Source organism: Bradyrhizobium septentrionale, assembly GCF_011516645.4.
GTDB classification, from domain to species: Bacteria; Pseudomonadota; Alphaproteobacteria; order Rhizobiales; family Xanthobacteraceae; genus Bradyrhizobium; species Bradyrhizobium septentrionale.
This window is the reverse complement of sequence record NZ_CP088285.1, coordinates 5,596,418-5,613,287: the sequence shown is the minus strand read 5'-3', so window position 1 is coordinate 5,613,287 and position 16,870 is coordinate 5,596,418. Positions and strand designations below refer to the sequence as shown.

General features: G+C 65.2%; 18 protein-coding genes and 1 pseudogene. 7 read left to right on the top strand and 12 right to left on the bottom strand.

Going from position 1 to position 16,870, the window contains the following annotated elements:
• The first annotated feature begins 59 nt into the window (after nucleotides 1-59).
• Nucleotides 60-785 carry a phosphonate metabolism transcriptional regulator PhnF gene (gene phnF, locus HAP48_RS28680; protein WP_166202999.1) on the top strand — a complete coding sequence of 242 codons (726 nt, stop codon included), beginning with the start codon at nucleotides 60-62 and terminating at the stop codon, nucleotides 783-785.
• 153 nt (nucleotides 786-938) lie between these two features.
• On the opposite strand, the gene phnE (HAP48_RS28675) is transcribed toward phnF, so the two are convergent.
• The 4 genes and pseudogenes from phnE (HAP48_RS28675) to phnC all read right to left on the bottom strand — a co-directional run bounded on the left by phnE (HAP48_RS28675) (nucleotide 939) and on the right by phnC (nucleotide 4,575).
• A complete protein-coding gene (phnE, locus tag HAP48_RS28675) occupies nucleotides 939-1,787 on the bottom strand; it encodes a phosphonate ABC transporter, permease protein PhnE (protein WP_166202997.1) in 849 nt (282 codons plus the stop codon).
• The gene (gene phnE, locus HAP48_RS28670; protein ID WP_166202995.1) at nucleotides 1,784-2,668 is read right to left on the bottom strand and encodes a phosphonate ABC transporter, permease protein PhnE; all 885 of its coding nucleotides are present in this window, start codon (nucleotides 2,666-2,668) and stop codon (nucleotides 1,784-1,786) included. Before phnE (HAP48_RS28670) ends, phnE (HAP48_RS28675) begins: the two co-directional genes overlap by 4 nt.
• Nucleotides 2,669-2,746: 78 nt before the next feature.
• Complete coding sequence (gene phnD, locus HAP48_RS28665; protein ID WP_166202993.1) at nucleotides 2,747-3,682, bottom strand: phosphonate ABC transporter substrate-binding protein; 936 nt, start codon at nucleotides 3,680-3,682, stop codon at nucleotides 2,747-2,749.
• Nucleotides 3,683-3,760: 78 nt separating this feature from the next.
• Nucleotides 3,761-4,575, bottom strand: a pseudogene (phnC, locus tag HAP48_RS28660) (phosphonate ABC transporter ATP-binding protein).
• 199 nt (nucleotides 4,576-4,774) lie between these two features.
• On the opposite strand from phnC, the gene HAP48_RS28655 reads away from it, so the two are divergent.
• Genes HAP48_RS28655 through HAP48_RS28645 form a run of 3 tightly spaced genes read left to right on the top strand, consistent with a single transcriptional unit; the run spans nucleotide 4,775 to nucleotide 7,319 of the window.
• The gene (locus tag HAP48_RS28655) at nucleotides 4,775-5,440 is read left to right on the top strand and encodes an LbetaH domain-containing protein (protein ID WP_166202991.1); all 666 of its coding nucleotides are present in this window, start codon (nucleotides 4,775-4,777) and stop codon (nucleotides 5,438-5,440) included.
• On the top strand, nucleotides 5,437-6,609 hold the full coding sequence (locus HAP48_RS28650; RefSeq protein WP_166202989.1) for an alpha-D-ribose 1-methylphosphonate 5-triphosphate diphosphatase: 1,173 nt from the start codon (nucleotides 5,437-5,439) through the stop codon (nucleotides 6,607-6,609). Before HAP48_RS28655 ends, HAP48_RS28650 begins: the two co-directional genes overlap by 4 nt.
• Before the next feature lie 20 nt (nucleotides 6,610-6,629).
• Nucleotides 6,630-7,319: a DUF1045 domain-containing protein gene (locus tag HAP48_RS28645; RefSeq protein ID WP_166202987.1), complete on the top strand. Its 690-nt coding sequence runs from the start codon at nucleotides 6,630-6,632 to the stop codon at nucleotides 7,317-7,319.
• An 8-nt stretch (nucleotides 7,320-7,327) separates the two neighbouring features.
• Here the strand turns inward: HAP48_RS28645 and hemC are convergent, their stop codons facing one another.
• From hemC to cnbZ, 8 genes are all read right to left on the bottom strand, one after another.
• Nucleotides 7,328-8,338 (bottom strand): hydroxymethylbilane synthase, encoded by a 1,011-nt coding sequence (hemC, locus tag HAP48_RS28640; protein WP_166202985.1) that lies wholly within the window; start codon nucleotides 8,336-8,338, stop codon nucleotides 7,328-7,330.
• 65 nt (nucleotides 8,339-8,403) lie between these two features.
• Entirely contained in the window at nucleotides 8,404-9,024 is a 621-nt protein-coding gene (gene pncA, locus HAP48_RS28635; protein ID WP_166202983.1) for a bifunctional nicotinamidase/pyrazinamidase, read from the bottom strand.
• Nucleotides 9,024-9,842, bottom strand: a complete 819-nt coding sequence (locus HAP48_RS28630; protein WP_166202981.1) for an aspartate dehydrogenase — start codon at nucleotides 9,840-9,842, stop codon at nucleotides 9,024-9,026. The genes pncA and HAP48_RS28630 overlap by 1 nt, the downstream gene beginning before the upstream one ends.
• Nucleotides 9,842-11,260: a M20/M25/M40 family metallo-hydrolase gene (locus HAP48_RS28625; protein ID WP_166202979.1), complete on the bottom strand. Its 1,419-nt coding sequence runs from the start codon at nucleotides 11,258-11,260 to the stop codon at nucleotides 9,842-9,844. The genes HAP48_RS28630 and HAP48_RS28625 overlap by 1 nt, the downstream gene beginning before the upstream one ends.
• A 129-nt stretch (nucleotides 11,261-11,389) precedes the next feature.
• A complete protein-coding gene (locus tag HAP48_RS28620) occupies nucleotides 11,390-11,878 on the bottom strand; it encodes a Rid family hydrolase (protein WP_166202977.1) in 489 nt (162 codons plus the stop codon).
• A gap of 15 nt (nucleotides 11,879-11,893) precedes the next feature.
• Nucleotides 11,894-12,274, bottom strand: coding sequence for a c-type cytochrome (locus HAP48_RS28615; RefSeq protein ID WP_225024796.1), 381 nt, complete (start codon nucleotides 12,272-12,274; stop codon nucleotides 11,894-11,896).
• Between the two features lie 32 nt (nucleotides 12,275-12,306).
• The gene (locus HAP48_RS28610) at nucleotides 12,307-13,899 is read right to left on the bottom strand and encodes an NAD(P)/FAD-dependent oxidoreductase (RefSeq protein ID WP_166202975.1); all 1,593 of its coding nucleotides are present in this window, start codon (nucleotides 13,897-13,899) and stop codon (nucleotides 12,307-12,309) included.
• Between the two features lie 124 nt (nucleotides 13,900-14,023).
• Nucleotides 14,024-14,776, bottom strand: a complete 753-nt coding sequence (gene cnbZ, locus HAP48_RS28605) for a 2-amino-5-chloromuconate deaminase CnbZ (protein WP_166202973.1) — start codon at nucleotides 14,774-14,776, stop codon at nucleotides 14,024-14,026.
• A gap of 903 nt (nucleotides 14,777-15,679) precedes the next feature.
• Here cnbZ and HAP48_RS28600 point away from each other — a divergent pair.
• The 3 genes from HAP48_RS28600 to HAP48_RS28590 all read left to right on the top strand — a co-directional run bounded on the left by HAP48_RS28600 (nucleotide 15,680) and on the right by HAP48_RS28590 (nucleotide 16,792).
• Complete coding sequence (locus HAP48_RS28600) at nucleotides 15,680-15,961, top strand: hypothetical protein (protein WP_029082600.1); 282 nt, start codon at nucleotides 15,680-15,682, stop codon at nucleotides 15,959-15,961.
• Entirely contained in the window at nucleotides 15,958-16,107 is a 150-nt protein-coding gene (locus HAP48_RS28595; protein ID WP_166202971.1) for a hypothetical protein, read from the top strand. Before HAP48_RS28600 ends, HAP48_RS28595 begins: the two co-directional genes overlap by 4 nt.
• Nucleotides 16,108-16,210: 103 nt before the next feature.
• A complete protein-coding gene (locus HAP48_RS28590; RefSeq protein WP_029082601.1) occupies nucleotides 16,211-16,792 on the top strand; it encodes a hypothetical protein in 582 nt (193 codons plus the stop codon).
• Nucleotides 16,793-16,870: the final 78 nt, after the last annotated feature.

Below are 16,870 nucleotides of genomic sequence, written 5' to 3'. Positions count from 1 at the left end.
GATAGCCAAGCGCCATGACTGTTTCGTGACAAACCGACGATTTCTGGTATCACCGCACGATGAGCATGCAGGAAAGTTCCGGCGTCGCCTTGTGGCGGCAAGTTGCCGACGGCATCGAGCGCGGCATCGCTGACGGCCGCTTTGCCGCGGGCGAAAAGCTGCCGGGCGAGATGGAGATCGCCGAGACTTACCGGGTCAACCGCCACACCGTGCGGCGGGCGCTCGCCGCATTGGCCGAGCGCGGCCTGGTGCGCGCCGAGCGCGGCAGCGGCACCTATGTCGAGGCCCAGCGCCTCGCCTATCCCCTGCGCTCGCGCACAAGATTTTCGGAGATCGTCGGCGCCGGCGGCCACGAGCCGCGCGGCCAGCTGATCGAGGCCGGTGAGGATATCGCCAACCGCGAGATCGCGCGTGAGCTCGGCCTGAAGATCGGCGCACGGCTGATCCGGATCGAAGCGGTGCGGCTCGCCGACCGGACGCCGATCTGCGTCTCCACCACCTGGCTGTCGGCCGAGCGGTTTCCCGATGCCGGCAGCGTGTTCGCCAACGTCCACTCGATGACGAAGCTGCTCGGGCATTACGGCGTCAAGGATTACCACCGCTCCTCGACCCGGATCACCGCGGCGATCGTCGATGCGACCGACGCCGCGCGGCTTGATCTGCCGCTGGGGCGGCCGGTGCTGGTGGTCGACGCGACCGACGTCGAGATGCTGGACCAGCCGCTGGTGACCAAGCGCTCGCGCTTCGCCGCCGAGCGCGTGGAGTTTCTGGTCGAGAACGGTTGACGTCGCGCCCTTCTCCCTCGCCCCGCTCTTGCGGGGAGAGGGTCGGGGTGAGGGGCTATCTCCGCGAGTTCACTAGATATGAGTTCGGGGATACTCCCCTCACCCGGCGCTACGCGCCGACCTCTCCCCGCAAGAGCGGGGCGAGGTGTCTCTCTAGGCCACCGCCCTTTGACCGATAATCGCAAAGCGCAGCTTGCTCGAGATGAAGTCGATCGCCGCGACCGCGATCAGGATCATCAGGATCAGGAACGACACCTTCTGCCATTCCAGCACGCGGATCTGCTCGGCGAGCTGCAGGCCGATGCCGCCGGCGCCGACGATGCCGATGATGGTGGCCGAACGCGTGTTCGACTCGATGAAATAGAGCACCTGGCCTGCGATCACGGGCAGCACCTGCGGCAGCAGGCCGAAGCGGATTTCATGCAGCGTATTGCCGCCGGAGGCACGGATGCCCTCGACCTGCTTGCGGTCCGCCGCCTCGATCGCCTCCGAGAACAGTTTTCCGAACGCGCCGAAGTCCGACACCATGATCGCAAGCACGCCGGCGAACGGCCCGAGGCCGACGACGTTGATCCAGACCAGCGCCCAGATCAGCGTGTCGACGCCGCGGATCGAATCCAGGAAGCGGCGCACCGGAAAGCGGATCAGGTTCGAGGGGATGATGTTGCGCGCCGCCAGCAGGCTGACCGGCAGCGCCAGCAACGCCGCAAGCGTGGTGCCGAGCAGCGCGATCGACAGCGTCTCGCCGAGCGCCTGCATGTAGAGCGGGAACGACGCGCCGGGATTCGGCGGGATCATCAGCATGGTGATCCAGCCGAGCTGGCTGAGGCCCGCGATCAGCCTGGACGGTGAAAAGTCGAGATCGACCAGGCCGTACACGAAGACCGCAAGCGCTGCCACGGTCATTGCCGGCAGCGCCAGCCGCGCCGAGGCGGGCCGGTCGAAGGCGCTGGGATATTTTGCGCGCAGCTCCTCGGTATTCGGCTTCGGCAGCTGGCTCATCGCCGCGTCTCCTTGCCGAACAGCCGGCCGCGCAGCCAGCCGGTCGAGATGTCGATGATGAAGACGGTGATGATGATGGTGACCAGGATGGCGCTGACGTCGGAATAGTAGAACTTGTGGATCGCGACCACGAGCTCCTGGCCGATGCCGCCGGCGCCGACAAAGCCCATCACCGAGGCTTCGCGGACGTTGATCTCGAACCGCAGCAGCGCGTAGCTGGCGTAGCCCGCCGACACCTGCGGCAGCACGGCAAAGCGCATGCAGGACAGCCAGCTCGCGCCGGTGGAGCGGATGCCCTCGACCGGCTTCATGTCGGCGTTCTCGACGATCTCGGCGAACAGTTTTCCCAGCGCGCCGGTCGAGTGGATCGCGATCGCCAGCACGCCGGCCATCGGCCCAAGGCCGAACGCGATCACGAAGATCAGCGCGAACACGATGCCGGGCACCGTGCGGGCGAATTCAAGCAGCCGGCGCACCGCAAAGCGCAGCCACGGCGCCGGCGAGGTGTTCTGGGCCGCGAAGAAATTCAGCGCGAAGGCAAACACCGCGCCGGTCAGCGTGCCGACATAGCTGATCAGCACGGTCTCGCCGAGCATCCTCAGCCATTTCTTCCAGCCCCAGAACCATTCGGGAAAATCGGTCCACACCCGCGCGCCCGATTCGAGCGTCAGGATGCGGTCGAAATAGCTGACGAAGTTGCCGAAATAAGTGAACAGCGTGCGCAGGTTCACTTCCGCGCCGAACGCGGCGATCACCAGGGCAGCGCAGAATATTGCCGCCGCCAACGCGGCCTTCAGCCGCTTGCGCGAGACCGAACTGCGGTAGGCCTCTTCCAGCGTTGCCAGTTGCTGCGCCGGAAGAATGGATACGGCGGTCGCCATCGACGCGTGCCAGTCCGGTTCGGAGTTAAGAACAAAGGCCGGGCTGTCAGGCCCGGCCTCGTGACGTCAGCCGAACGATCAGCTCGCCTTCTTCTTGCGCAGAGCGTCGACGAACTTGATCAGCTCGATCGTGCCATCCCAGTCCTTGGTGGTGGCGGGATGGAAGCCCTTCTTCTGGCCGTCGGAGAGACGGTCGAACGCGGCCTTGTCCTTGGTCGGAGCTTCGAAGAAGGCCTTCGCGATCGCGGCCTTCAGGTCCTCGGGCAGATCGGCGTTGTAGGCATAGGGTCCGTTGATGATCGGCGCCGACTTGTGGATGATGCGGAAATCGTCCTTCTTCATCGCCGAGCCGTCGGCGTTCTTCAGCATGCCCTTGGTCAGCATCTGCGCGAGTGTCGAATCGTCGTCGCTGGTCCACTGGTTGGCGGCCATGTCGACGGTGCCCTGCGCCAGCGCCAGCACCGCGTTCTCGTGGCTGCCGGTGAACACGACCTTGCCGAAATAGGTGTCGGCGTCGGCGATGCCCATCTTGTCGAGCTCGAAGCGCGGCACGTTGTTGCCCGAGGTCGAGTTCGGATCGACCAGGCCGAGGTTCTTGCCCTTCAGATCGTCGACGCTCTTGTAGGGGCTCGAGGCCTTGACGAAGAACACCGAGTAGTAGCCGGTCGAACCGTCGGCGTTGATGTCGTTGGCGAACGCGTCGGACTTGACGCCGGTCAGGCGGGCGCGCGCGAACGAGGCCGAGCCGTAGCTGGCGATCTGGATGTTGCCGGCGCGTTGACCTTCGATGACGGCGGCGTAGTCATTGGCGATGCGCAGCGTGACCTTCACGCCGAGCTCCTTCGACAGATACGCCACGAACGGCGTCCAGCGCTCGGTGACGCCGGAGGCGTTCTCGGCCGGCACCACCGCGAAGGTAAGCTCCGGATATTTTGCCTTCCACTCCTGCGCGGATGCGGAACCGGTGAGCGCCAGCGCGGCGACGCCGGCCAGAACGATGCGACGAGTAAACATGACTACCCCTCTTTATTATGGTTGCACCTGTTGGCCGGGCAAAATGCCCGGCCATTCAGATTGGAAAACGCGCGACGCTCAGGCCGCGGCGGCGGTGCCGAGTGCCGGAACGGTCGCGCCGTCGGACGCGGGCATTGGCGCGCCGCCCATGACGTCGTTGGCCTCGAGGTCGTAGAGCTCGCGGGCGATATGGTCGGTCAGCGCCGCCGGGGCGCCATCGAACACCACGCGACCCGCCGCCATGCCGACCAGGCGATCGCAATAGGTCCGCGCCAGGTCGAGCGAGTGCAGGTTGCAGAGCACCGTGATGCCGAAATGCTTGTTGATGCGCAGCAACGCATCCATCACGATCCTGGTGTTGCGCGGATCGAGCGAGGCGATCGGCTCGTCGGCGAGGATGATGTCGGGCTCCTGCACCAGCGCGCGAGCGATCGCGACACGTTGCTGCTGGCCGCCCGAAAGCTGGTCGGCGCGCTGCGCCGCGAGTTGAGCGATGTCGAACTGATCGAGTGCGGACATCGCGAGCGCCCTGTCCTGCTCCGGCCAGGCTTGCGCCAGCGAACGCCAGGACGGGATCTGGGCCAACCGGCCCATCAGTACGTTGGTCAGCACATCAAGCCGCCAACCAGATTGAATTGCTGGAAGATCATCGCCGAGCGCGCCCGCCATTGCCGCAGCGCCTTGCCGCGCAGCGCGGTGACATCGGTGCCTTCGAACAGGATACGGCCGGAGGTCGGATCGGCGAGACGGTTGATCATCCGCAACAGGGTCGACTTCCCGGCACCGGAGCGGCCGATCACACCGACAAAGCTGCCCGGCGCGATCGAGAAGGACGCATTGTCGACTGCGGCTTTTGTGCCGAACCGGCACGTCAAACCTTCCACCACCAGCATGTAATGCTCCAACCGCGCCGTGTTGGGCCATCGCTATCCCCGGTGTTTTACAGTTATGTGACGCGACGTTGCGGTGCGGCGATCGTCCACACCCGCTCTCTTGCCGTCATCGTGACGTCATGATGTTGTCATCAAGCATCCCGATGACGAGCGCGCATCTCCCGGAAGCCAAAGATTTGCAAGATTTGCGGAGGCCCTGATGGCCGGAAAAACACTCTCGGTTGTGCCGACCCTCGACCCGACTGCGTCGGTCCGCGAGAGCAAGCTCGGCAAATATACCGAGGTCGGTGCGCGCACGATCCTGCTTGAAGTCAGCATGGACGACTATTCCTACGTCGTGAACGACAGCCAGATCACCTACACCTCGATCGGCAAGTTCTGCTCGATCGCGGCGATGACCCGGATCAATCCCGGCAACCACCCGATGCATCGCGCGACACAGGCGCATTTCACCTACCGCGCCAGCGCTTATTTTCCCGGCGAGAGCGACGACACCGACTTCTTCAACTGGCGACGTGCGCATCACGTGCATATCGGCCATGACGTCTGGATCGGTCACGGCGCGATCCTGCTGCCGGGCCGCAACATCGGAACCGGCGCTGTTGTTGCCGCCGGCGCGATCGTGACCAAGGATGTGCCCGCGCACACCATCGTTGCCGGTAATCCGGCGCGCCTGGTGAAGCGGCGCTTCTCCGAGACAACAGCGGATCGTCTCGCTGCGCTGGCGTGGTGGGACTGGGACCATGAGACACTTCGCCGTGTCCTGCCCGACTTTCGCAAGCTCGCGGTGGAGGAATTCCTCGACAAGTATGAGGCCGAGGCCGTATCCCAAGCACAGGCCAAACAACGGAGTGCCGCATCGTGACGGACATTTTCATCGAGGGCGGGCGCACGCTGGTTGACGGCGGATTGGTCGAGACCTCGCTGCGGACCGCAGGCCGCGACATCGGCGCGCTCGACGCCGAACAAGGCCGCGCCGCGCTTCACATCAATGCCGGCGGGCTCTTGGTATTGCCCGGCATCATCGATCTGCACGGCGATGCGTTCGAGCGGCAGATGATGCCGCGCCCGGGCGTCGACTTCCCGACCGACGTCGCGCTCATCGATAGCGACCGGCAGGCGATCGCCAACGGCATCACCACCGTGTTCCATGGCACGACCTGGTCGTGGGAGCCCGGCCTGCGCAGCGCGGAGAATGCGCGCAAGCTGCTCGATGCGATCGAGGCGCTGCGGCCGCTTCTCGCCGCCGATACGCGCTTCCACCTGCGTCACGAGACCCACAATCTCGACGCCGAAGCCGAGATCATTCAATGGCTCACCGAAGGCCGCATCGACCTGTTCGCCTTCAACGACCACAGCAATGTCAAACCGAAGAAGCGCAACCAGTCGGCCGAGCGCGCCGGGCTTTCGCTCGAGGCCTTCAACGAGCTGATCGACCGGGTCGTCGCGCGCCGTCCCGAGGTGCCGGCCTCGATCGCAAGGCTGGCCGCCGCGGCGCGCGCGGCCGACATCCGCATGCTGTCGCACGACGACAACAGCCCGGCGATGCGTCAGGAGTTTCGCGCGCTGGGCGCGGCGATCGCCGAATTCCCCGTCAACGAGGAGACCGCGCGCGATGCCGCCGATGCCGATGACTTCATCGTGTTCGGTGCGCCCAATGTGGTGCGCGGCGGCAGCCACACCGGCTGGACCAAGGCATCCGACATGATCGCAAAAGGCCTCTGCTCGGTGCTGGCGTCGGACTATTATTATCCGGCGCAGCTGCTCGCGGCGTTCCGCCTCGTTGCCGACGGCATCCTGCCGCTCGCCAGGGCCTGGGACCTGATCTCGTCTGCGCCGGCGCGCGCCGCGGGGCTCGCCGACCGCGGCGTGCTCGCCGCCGGCCGCCGTGCCGATATCGTCATCGTCGACGACAAGGTGCCGCTGCGGCCGCGTGTCGTCGCCGTGATATCAGCCGGACGGCTGGTGCATCTGGCGGATGCAAGCTGCTTCGTTCACGCGCTCGCGCCGCGCAAGACGGTTGCGGCGGCATAGTCAGGCTTTATTCTGCTGCCATGGCCCCCACTCCGCGCTACGCGATCTACTATGCGCCGTCACCTGACAGCGCCCTGCACCGCTTCGGTTCGACGCTGCTCGGCTATGACGCCGTGTCGGGCGACGAGCTGCGGTTTCCCGATGGCGTCGCGCCCGACTGGCGCGAGGTCACCGAGGACCCGCGCAAATACGGTTTTCACGCCACGCTGAAGGCGCCGACTGCGCTTGCGGACGGCAGGAGCGAGGCCGAGCTTCTCGACGCCTGTGCCGCCTTCGCAGGCCGCGCGCGGCGCATTCCCCTGATCGAGCCTGTTGTCGATGCCATCAGCGGCTTCATCGCCGTGATCCCGGCGAAGCTCTCCGACGAACTCCAGCAGCTCGCCGCCGATTGCGTCACCGAATTCGACGCGTTCCGTGCGCCACTCACGCAGGAAGATCGCGCGCGACGCAGACCCGAACGGCTCACGGAGCGACAGCGCGACTATCTCGACCGCTGGGGCTATCCCTACGTCATGGAGGAATTCCGCTTCCACATGACGCTGACCGGGCGGCTGAGCGACGAGCGGCGCGGCCCGATCATGGCGCGGCTGCGCGAGCGGTTCGCCGCGATCGAGCTCACGACGCTCGCGGTCGACCGCATCGCGCTGTTCAAGCAGGCCGACAGCGCATCCCGCTTCCGCATCATCGGCAGCTGGCCGCTGCGGACGTAGCAGCGCCGCTATTCCTCGACCCGGGTGCGGGCGATGATCTCGGCGGCGCCCTTGTCCAATAGCTCCATGCCGACGGCGCGGCCGAGTTCGCGCGGCCGGTCCGAAGGCCCGCGCCGCGTCACCTCGATGAAGCCGGCCCCGGCCTCGTCGAGCACCGAGGCACGCAGCGTCATCTCAGCCCCCGCAAGCGTGGCGTGGCCGGCGATCGGCGAATTGCAGTGGCCGTTGAGCACCCACAGCACCTCGCGCTCGGCCTCGGCGGCGAGCCGCGACGGCGCGTTGTCGATCCCGGCAAGCCGCGCACGCGTCGCCCAGTCGGTCTCGACGCATTCGACCGCGACGACGCCCTGGCCGACCGCGGGGAGCATCTCATCGACCGAGAAGTCATGTGCGATGCGCGCGGTCATGCCGATGCGCTCGAGGCCGGAGCGCGCCATCACCAGCGCATCCGCCGGCCCCACCTCGCCGCCATCGGGCAGCCGCTGCTTGGCCCCGCGATCGAGTTTTGCAATTCGCGTGTCGGCGGCGCCGCGGAAATGAATCACCGTCGCTTCAGGAAACAGCCTGCGCAGATAGGCGGCGCGGCGCACAGCGTTGGTGCCGATCATGAAGCCTTTCCCGCGCGAGGCGCGAAACGCATCCAGCGTCAGACCCGGCCGCAACACGAGCGAATCGTTGGCCGCATCGCGCGCCAGCATCGCGGCGAGGACCAGACCCGGCGTCTCCTCATTTCCCGGCACGTCCTTCAGCGAATGCATCGCGGCCTGCAGCGTGCCTGATCGCATCGCCTCGCGGATCTCGGCGACGAACGCGCCACCCTTGCCGCCGTGACGCAACAGCTTGCTGGTCTGGTCCTGGTCGCCGCGGGTCTCGAACTTGACGATGTCGACGGCAAGGTCCGGCGCCGAGGCGCGCAGCAGCCGCGCGACCTCGTCCGTTTGCGCAAGCGCCATCGCGCTCTTGCGCGTCCCTATCCGCAAAACCTGTCCCGACACGAAATCTCCGCTGCGCGTCATCATCAACGGCTGGGGATTAGAACAAAAGGCCAGTCAAAACAACGGTTTTCGCCGTTAGCCGGCTCCGCTCAGGCGATCTCCTCGACAAGCGCGGCGCCGGCCTCGCGCATCGCCGCGGTGGCGGCGGCAAGCGAGCCGCCGAGATCGATGGCACGGCAGCCCGACAGCACGACCGCGGTCTCGAAACCGAGCCGCCGCGCATCGAGCGCCGAATACTGCACGCAGAAATCGGTGGCGAGCCCCGCCATCACGACGCGCTTGAGGCCGCGCTCGCGCAGATAGCCGGCGAGCCCAGTCGGGGTTATCAGGTCGTTCTCGAAGAACGCCGAATAGGAATCGATCGCGCCGCGGAAGCCCTTGCGGATCACGAGCTCGGCGCGGTCAGTCGCGAGGTCGGGGTGAAACCCGGCGCCAGCCGTGCCCTGGATGCAATGATCCGGCCACAGCGTCTGCGGCCCATACGGCATCGCGATCGAGGAAAACGGCGCAGCGCCCGGATGCGAGGTCGCAAACGAGCTGTGGCGCGCCGGGTGCCAGTCCTGCGTCAGCACCACATGGTCGAAGCGGCTGGCGAGCCGGTTGACCACCGGCACGACGGCATCGCCGTCCGCGACCGCAAGCGCGCCTCCCGGGCAGAAATCGTTCTGCACGTCGATGATCAGGAAGAGATCGTCGGGCAAAATCTTCATCACGTTCCGATCCGCAAGGACGCGCGCAGCTTGCGCAGGCAGGCGATCACCGACAGCGCAGTGATGCGGCCGGTCTTCGGGTTCTCCGAGGGGATGTTCTCGATCATCATCGAGAACCGCGCCGAGTCGGAATCGACTTCGATCCGGTGGGTGTTGCGCGTCACTGTCGGGTCGGCCCAGATTTCCACCCTTGTGCGGTCGGGCCCGATGCCGGCCAGTGACAATGCCACGGCGACGTTGAGATTGGCCGGAAAGCCCTTGGCGGCGTCGCGCGCGCTGCCCTCGAAGATGCGCAGCGGCTCGGTGATCCCCTCGATCTGAATGTTGTTCTCGACCAGATGCGGCGCGCCGACGAGCCCCGCGACGGGCTTCCGCGTCACCAGCTTGGCCGAATGAATGGTCCCGATCGCCGCCGCAGTCACCGCATCGAGCCCGATCAGCGCGCCGGTCGGCACGATGATCTGGCCGCCATGCGCCCGGGCGAGATCGACCAAGTCCTCGTTCTGCAGCAGCGCGCCGACGCTGAGCACGACCGCGGTCTTGCCGCGCGCGACCACCGGGGCCACGATCGAGCGCACCAGCTTGCTCGGCGCGCACTCGACCACGATGTCGGCGACATCGGCGAGCCCGTCGATCGGCACCAGCTTCGGCGCAGAGTTGAGCTCCGCAACCCAGCCGCTGTGCTTGTCCGGACTGTTTGCCGACACCGCAACCAGCATCAATCCCTCGATGCCCTGATCGAGCGCCTTGACGACGTCAGTGCCGATCGCGCCGAGGCCGGCGACCGCCACCCGCAGCCTTGTCTTGCCGTCAGCCATCATTTTCCGCCGGCGAGCATCTTGACCAGGCGATAGAGATACTCCTCGCCCTCGTAGAACGACTTGACCAGCACGCGCTCGTCCTTGCCATGGTTCCGGTTGTCATCGACATCGGCGCCGAGCCCGGAATGACCATAGGTCGGAATCCCCGCATTGCGCAGATAGCTGCCGTCGGTCGCGCCGGTGCTCATGGTAGGGACGATTTCGGCATTCGGCCAGAACTCCTTCGACAGCTTCTCGATCGATCCCATCACCTCCTCATTCAGCGGCGACGGCGGGCTCAGCACGGCCTTGCCGGTCGGGGTCACCTCGATCTGCTTGTCGGCGAGCACGCGCTCGATCGTCGCCTGGACGCCGTCGACCGGCTCGCCGGGCAGGATCCGGCAGTTCACCTTGGCGGTCGCAAGCTGCGGCAGCGCGTTGATGGCGTGGCCGCCCTCGAGCATCGTCGCGACGCAGGTGGTGCGAAGCTGCGCATTGTAGCCGGGATTTTCCGACAATCGCGCCAGCGCCGCCGGTTCGGGCTGCGGCGCCAGGATCGCCTTGATGTCGTCGGCATGCGACTTGTCGACCTCGGCGATCTTCGCGAAATAGATTCGCGTGGTCTCGTTGAGATTCATCGGGAAGCTGTAATTGGAGAGCCGGACGAGGCCTTCGGCGAGGTGGTAGATCGCGTTGTCCTTGCGCGGCAGCGATGAGTGGCCGCCGCGATCCTTCACCGTGAGCTGGTAGCCGACCGAAACCTTCTCGCTGGTCTGCACGCTGTTGCGGATCGCCTTGCCGTTCTTGAGGCCGACGCCGCCGCCTTCGTTCAGCGCGAATTCGGCGTCGATCAGGTCACGGTGGTTCTTGATCAGCCACTGCATGCCGAGGCCGTTGGCATCGAGGATCTCCTCGTCGGTCTCGAGTGCGACGATGATGTCGCGGTCGGGCTTGTAGCCCTCCTTCTTGTAGCGGATCAGGTTGGTGATGAAGGCCGACGCCATGAACTTGTCGTCGCTAGAGCCACGGCCGTAGAAATAGCCGTCCTGCTCGGTGAGCTTGAACGGATCGACCGTCCAGTCCTCACGGAGGGCTGGGACGACGTCGAGATGGGCAACCAGGAGGATCGGCTTGCGCGCGCCGGAGCCGGGCAGCCGCGCCACCAGATTGCCCTTGCGCGGCGCCGGCGAGAACACGTGCACGTCGGCCTCAGGGAAGCCCGCCGCGCGGAGCCGCGCGCCCATCGCCTCCGCCGCCTTCTGGGTATCGCCGGTCGCGGTGGTGGTGTTGATCTCGACCAGTTCCTGATAGATGCCGCGGGCAAACTGCTGCTGCTCGGTCAGCCCCTGCGCCGTGGCACCGGTTGCGAGCAGGACCGGACCAAGTGCTGCTGCGAGCCGCAGCGTTCGAGCCATGTTTGGGGCCTTGTGCGACATCGTGCTCTCCCGGATTCCACCGCCTCAGTGGAGACGAATTCAGACAGGCGACACGCGCTTTGGCAAGACGGCGAGCCCTTCAATTTCCGCGCGCATGCTCCGCAGTTTCGCGCACGCCATTTGGAGTCCCTATTTGGCATCCTTGGCCGCGATCACCTCGATCTCGACCAGGAAGCCGGGATTGGCGAGCGCCGCGACGCCGACCACCGAGCGGGCCGGCAGGTTCGGCTGGCTGCCGCCGAAGAACTGGGTGTAGCCCTCCATGAAGGCCTTGAAGTCCATCGGTGCGGATGCGTTGTGCACCAGGAACACCTGCATCTTGACGACGTCGCCCATGCCAAGCCCCTGGCCTTCGAGGATGCCCTTGATGCGATTGAGCACGCCGACGGTCTGGGTCTTGGTGTCGCCATAGGCCTGCGGGCTCGACGGATCGGCATCCTTGTTGGCGACCGGCGGCACCTGGCCGCTGACATAGACGGTCGTGGTGTTGCCGGTGACGGTGACCGCCTGCGCGATCGGGAACGTCGAATTGGGAATCGGATGCCTGATCACGTCAGCCGAGGCAGCGTTTGCCACCACCGACAGCGCGGCGCCCAACAGGATACCTGTGACTTTCATCAAACTCTCCCCGAATTATTTGTTAGGGCGGGCGTCCTGGACATCCTTGGCCGTCACCGCGTCCTGATAGGTGTTGCCGAAGTGCGTCCGCAGATAATTCACAACGGCGGCGACCTGACCATCGGTCATCATGTCGCCGAACCCCGGCATGCCGCGGCGGCCATTGATGACAAGGAAGATCGGATAGCTGGCGGATTCGAGATTCTTGTTGCTGGCGAGTGCCGGATAAGTGCCGGCGCCGCTTGCGCCTGTGGCATCCGGCATGTGGCAGCCCTGGCAGACATTGCCGAACAGCTCCTCGCCGGTCATCTCCACGAAGCGGTAGCCCGAGGAGAAAGTGCGCTTGCCCGTGGCGTTATCCTGCCCCACCGCCACGGTGGCGGACAGCAGCGTCAACGCGGCAACCGCCGATATGCTGATACGCATCATCACGTCTTCACCACGCGTTCGTGCAATCGGCTGATGGCGTCGAGCGCGGACAGGATCGCGCCTTCCTGCCAGGCCGGCAGTTGCGAGGCATGCTCACCCGCCAGCGCGATGCGGCCGTCGATCTGGCAGAGATTGCGGTAATGCTGCGCGCGCCCGGCGTCGGTCCATTCGCCGGCACAGCCGAGCGTGAACGGCACACGATGCCAGGCCACCGCGACGCCGTTCTCGAATTCGCTTTTGTACTGCGGATGGATCTTGGCGCCGAACTCGACGGCACTGACGACGCGCTCGGCCGGCGTCATCGCCGTGAACTCGAAGGAATTGGCGCCCCCATACATGTAGCCGCCGAGCAGGACACCGCGTCCGCCACGGTTGAAGCCATAATTCGGATAGCCGATCTGCCGGATCGGCAGGTCAGTGTAGCTGATGCCGCCATAGATCGCCTCATCCTCCTCCCAGAACCGCCGCTTGAACTGCAGCCCGATCTTCACCGAGGCGGCATAGGATACGGAATCGATCGCATTCTTCATCGGCCCGCTGACGTCGACCGGCAGCTGGCTCAGGATCGGCAGCGGGATGGTGCAGATGCACCAGTCGGCGGTCGCCTGCTGCACCGTGGGTGGACCGCCCGTGTCGACGTAGCTCACGGTGACGCCGGAGCCATTCTGCTGGATCTGCGTGACCTTGGCGTTGTAGCGGATGAGATCGCCGACCTCGCGCGCGAACGCCTTGCCGATCATGTCCATGCCGCCGACCGGCTGGAACATGGTGGTCTGGAAGTCGTAGCGCGCATAGCTCTGCAGATAGCGCCACATCCGTGACCGCAACAGCTCCTGCAGTGAAATCGGGTCGCTCGGCAGCGGATCGTCCATCAGGCCGCCGCCGGGATCGCGCGTATAGCCGCGGAACTCGGCGGAGACGAGGTTGGCATTGTACTTGTAGTCGCGGTCCAGCGCGCCCCAGTCGCGCATCGCCTGCAGCAATATCTCCTGATCTTCCTTGGTGACGACCTCGTCGAGCCTGCCCTGCTGGGTGACTTTCGCGAGCAGCTCCGACACCTGGCCCTGGAAGTCCGCCTTGATGCTGCGGAAGCGTTGCGGCTTGCCGTCGAATGCGCGCGTCGCGTGCAGATAGGCGTTGTGGTTGAGCTGGAGGAAGGGTTCCAGCGTCACGTTGAGCCGGCGGCAGTAATCGAGCAGCGCGCGGTGATGATAGGGAATTCGCCACGGGCCGGGATTGAGATAGAGCCCCTGCTCGAACTGGCAGGTCTGCTTGAAGCCGCCGAGCTCGGTAAAGCTGTCGCCGCCGCGGATCGACCAGTTGCGGCCACCGGGCCGGTTGTTGAATTCGAGGATCTGGACCTTGTAGCCGGCCTTGCGCAGTTCCAGCGCCGCCGTCATGCCGGCAAGCCCGGCGCCGAGGATCAGCACCGAAGCGCCCTTCACATCGCCGGCGAGCTTGAGCGGCCCCTTGTAGGCAGACTCGGATGCGAAGCCGAGGCTCGTCATCGCGTGATACATCGCCGAGCTGCCGGCGATGGTGCCGATCAGCGCGAGCAGATCCCGCCGCCTGATCACAGATTCGTTCTGCACCCGCGTTCACCCAGCCGCTGATTTCGATGGCGAAGGGAAACGGTTGATGCGATCCGTGTCAAGGAAAGCCGCACGCTTCGCCATGCACCCACACGCGCTTTTGATGCAGCAGGTGATCGATGCATCACACCACGCGCTCGCGATGCACGCGCCGGCAATCCATTTCGAAGTCAAGCCCAATCACCGGCGGCCGGTCGAAATGCCAGGTCAAGCCGTTGCGTAGCACGCCGCGGTGGCCGAGCTCGCTTTCGAGCACGGGATAGGCGTCGTGGACGGTATAGAGTTGCACGGCGGTGGTGTCCTGCCAGGTGCCGTCGAACGCGCTCATCCGGCGTTCCATCTCGTTAGCCACGAATTTCGCTTTCGCCAGGATGCCGGCCGGACTGGTGTCGCCGAGGGCCACGGTGTGATCGCGATAATTGGCCTTGCCCTCGACCGACTCGCCGCTGCCGGCCACGACGAAGCTCGACGGTGCGTCCTTCGCAGCCGGCACCGTGTAGGAGAAGGCGTGGAACGACGGCTCGGCGGGCGGATCGAGCTTCGGGCAGACATTGCTGCGCGCCACCGGATTGACGCCGTCGCGCATCACGCCCCATTCGATCAGCGTCTTGATGTAGATCGCGTTGAAGGCCTTGAACCCGTCTTCGGTGAACGGCGCCGGCGAGCGCAATTCGCAGGCGCCGAATGCAGTGAGCGGACGGCCCGCGGACTTGAGGATGTCCGCGATCCTGTCAAAGCCCGCCTTCAGCGGCACCGGTTGAGAGAACCAGACGCGCTCGATCGCAAAACCCGGCAGCGCACTGACGCCGCAGGAATATTGACTGACGCCGGGCATGAAACGGTAGCCGCTGTCGAGGGCCTCGATGGTGTTGGTCATGTTGCCTCGTGATGGAAAGTGGATGCGGTCGTCACGATAACGTCTCGCGGCGGAGGATACTCTCGATAAGTTGTAAAACAACGCGGTGTCGTCACCCGCGAAAGCGGGTGATCCAGTATTCCAGAGACGCCTGTGCTTGAGCCGAGAGGCCGCGGCGTACTGGATCGCCCGTTTTCACAGGCCTGCACCGGAGAGAATGAGAGCCCGGCTCCTTCCCAGGCGTCGTCCCGGCGCAGGCCGGGACCCATACGCCGCGGCGGGTGTTGCGAACGGTACTCGTCGTAACAGCGTTGCGCGACAAGCAGCATCGGTGGTTATGGGTCCCGGCCTTCGCCGGGACGACGGTGAATGTGTGGCACGGCCTGTGAGTCAAACATCCGCATTCTCGCGACATGATTGCCCGAGCTTTGCTTCTCGTTCCGCCCTCTCCTCTAGCAGAGGGCGCAGGGAACGCCGGGTGCCGATCGCACCCATGGGTCCGGTGCAACAAAAAGCACCGGAGGTAGGACCACAGGTGTAACCGGAAACAACCCGGCTTTCCCTGCGCGATGGGTTACGGCTTACTTCGTGCTCTCCCCGGCGAGACTGGGCTTGTTTGTCACCGTCTTCGCAAAAGCGTTTGCGCGCTTCGCGAGGAGACACCTACCACTAGGGCGTCAGGACCACACGGCCCTATTTTGGCCTTGGGCGAGCCTATCTGGCCCCAAGAGAGCCTATCTAAGTGCTTCTAAAATAGGCCCTTTTGGATTTATCATTTTCCATCAAGGCAGCAGGCCGCGCCGCTGATCTGCCCCGGCTGGGGCAAGGCCCCAAGCCCCGCCTTTCCGCCTCGGCCTGACCGCCGAGGTTAGGGGGTCAGAACCTCGCACCGAGCGAGACTTCTGAAAAAAGGAAATTTCACTCATGAGAAGCTATCAGGCGATCACCACCAAATATTTCGGCGCTTCCAATTCCAAAGGCTCGCGGATCAAGGCGAGCGCGGCGGCGGGCAGCATCACGCTCCATCTCGACAACGCGCTGAGCATCGAGGCCAATCATGCCAAGGCGGCGCGGGCCCTCGCCGAGAAACTCGGCTGGCGCGGTGCTTGGGCTATGGGCGGGATGCCCGATGACCAGGGCTACTGTTTCGTATGCTCCGATATCGGAGCCGCGCCCGCCTTCATCACCGAGGGCGCTGATCGATGACCGAGCAAGAGATCATCACCGCCCGCATCGCTGAGATGACGCACCAGTTTCGCGATCTGCAGGCCGCAATCCGGCAGCTGGAGATCAGGCGAGCGTCGCACACTTTGCATTCCTACCGCCAAACCGAGCGAGCTGCCTCGCATTAGCTGCGAGCCGCTCCCTCCCGCCCCCGCCACCGAAAGGTCGCGGGGTTAGGCGGTCAGAACGCCCCGCATTCCGCGCGGCCTTCTGAAAAACGAAAAACTGCAAATGACTACCAAGAAAATCCACCCCGCCGATGTCGCCGATCTCGCGCTCATCCCGGCTTGCAAGAAATTCACCGCGACGATCCTGAAGAACAACAAGCCGCAGACCACCGAGCATGACTCGCTCGCTGCTGCGCGGATCGAAGCGGCGAGGCTGAACGCTACCGCGAACAATAGCCGCAAGGCGCTGGTGTACGCGATCACCGCCGAGGGCCGCGCGATCCTCGTGCCCGCATTGTATGGCCGCACGCCAGCCGATGCAGGCAGCGAAGCAGCGAAGGCCGATGATAAGGCGCGCGATGCGGCGAAAGCTGCGAAGCCAGCCGAGGCCGCCAAGGCAGAGAAGCAGGCCAAGCCAGCGAAGAAGGCCAAGGCCGCCAAGCCAGCCAAGAAGGCGAAGCCCGAGGGCAAGTCGAAGGTCGAGATCGTGATCGCGATGCTGCTCCGCAAGAAGCCAGTAACGCGCGCCGATATCGCCGAGGCGGTTGCATGGCCTTCGATCAACATCAAGGCGATCTGCACTCGCAAGGGGATGAAGCTGAAGCAGGCCGCTGACGGCACGCTCTCTGCCTCGGCTCCGAAATAACCCATCGATCAGGGCGGCCTCGCAAGGGCCGCCCGCAATGGCTTTCAAAGGATCATCATCATGACAAACTATCTGACC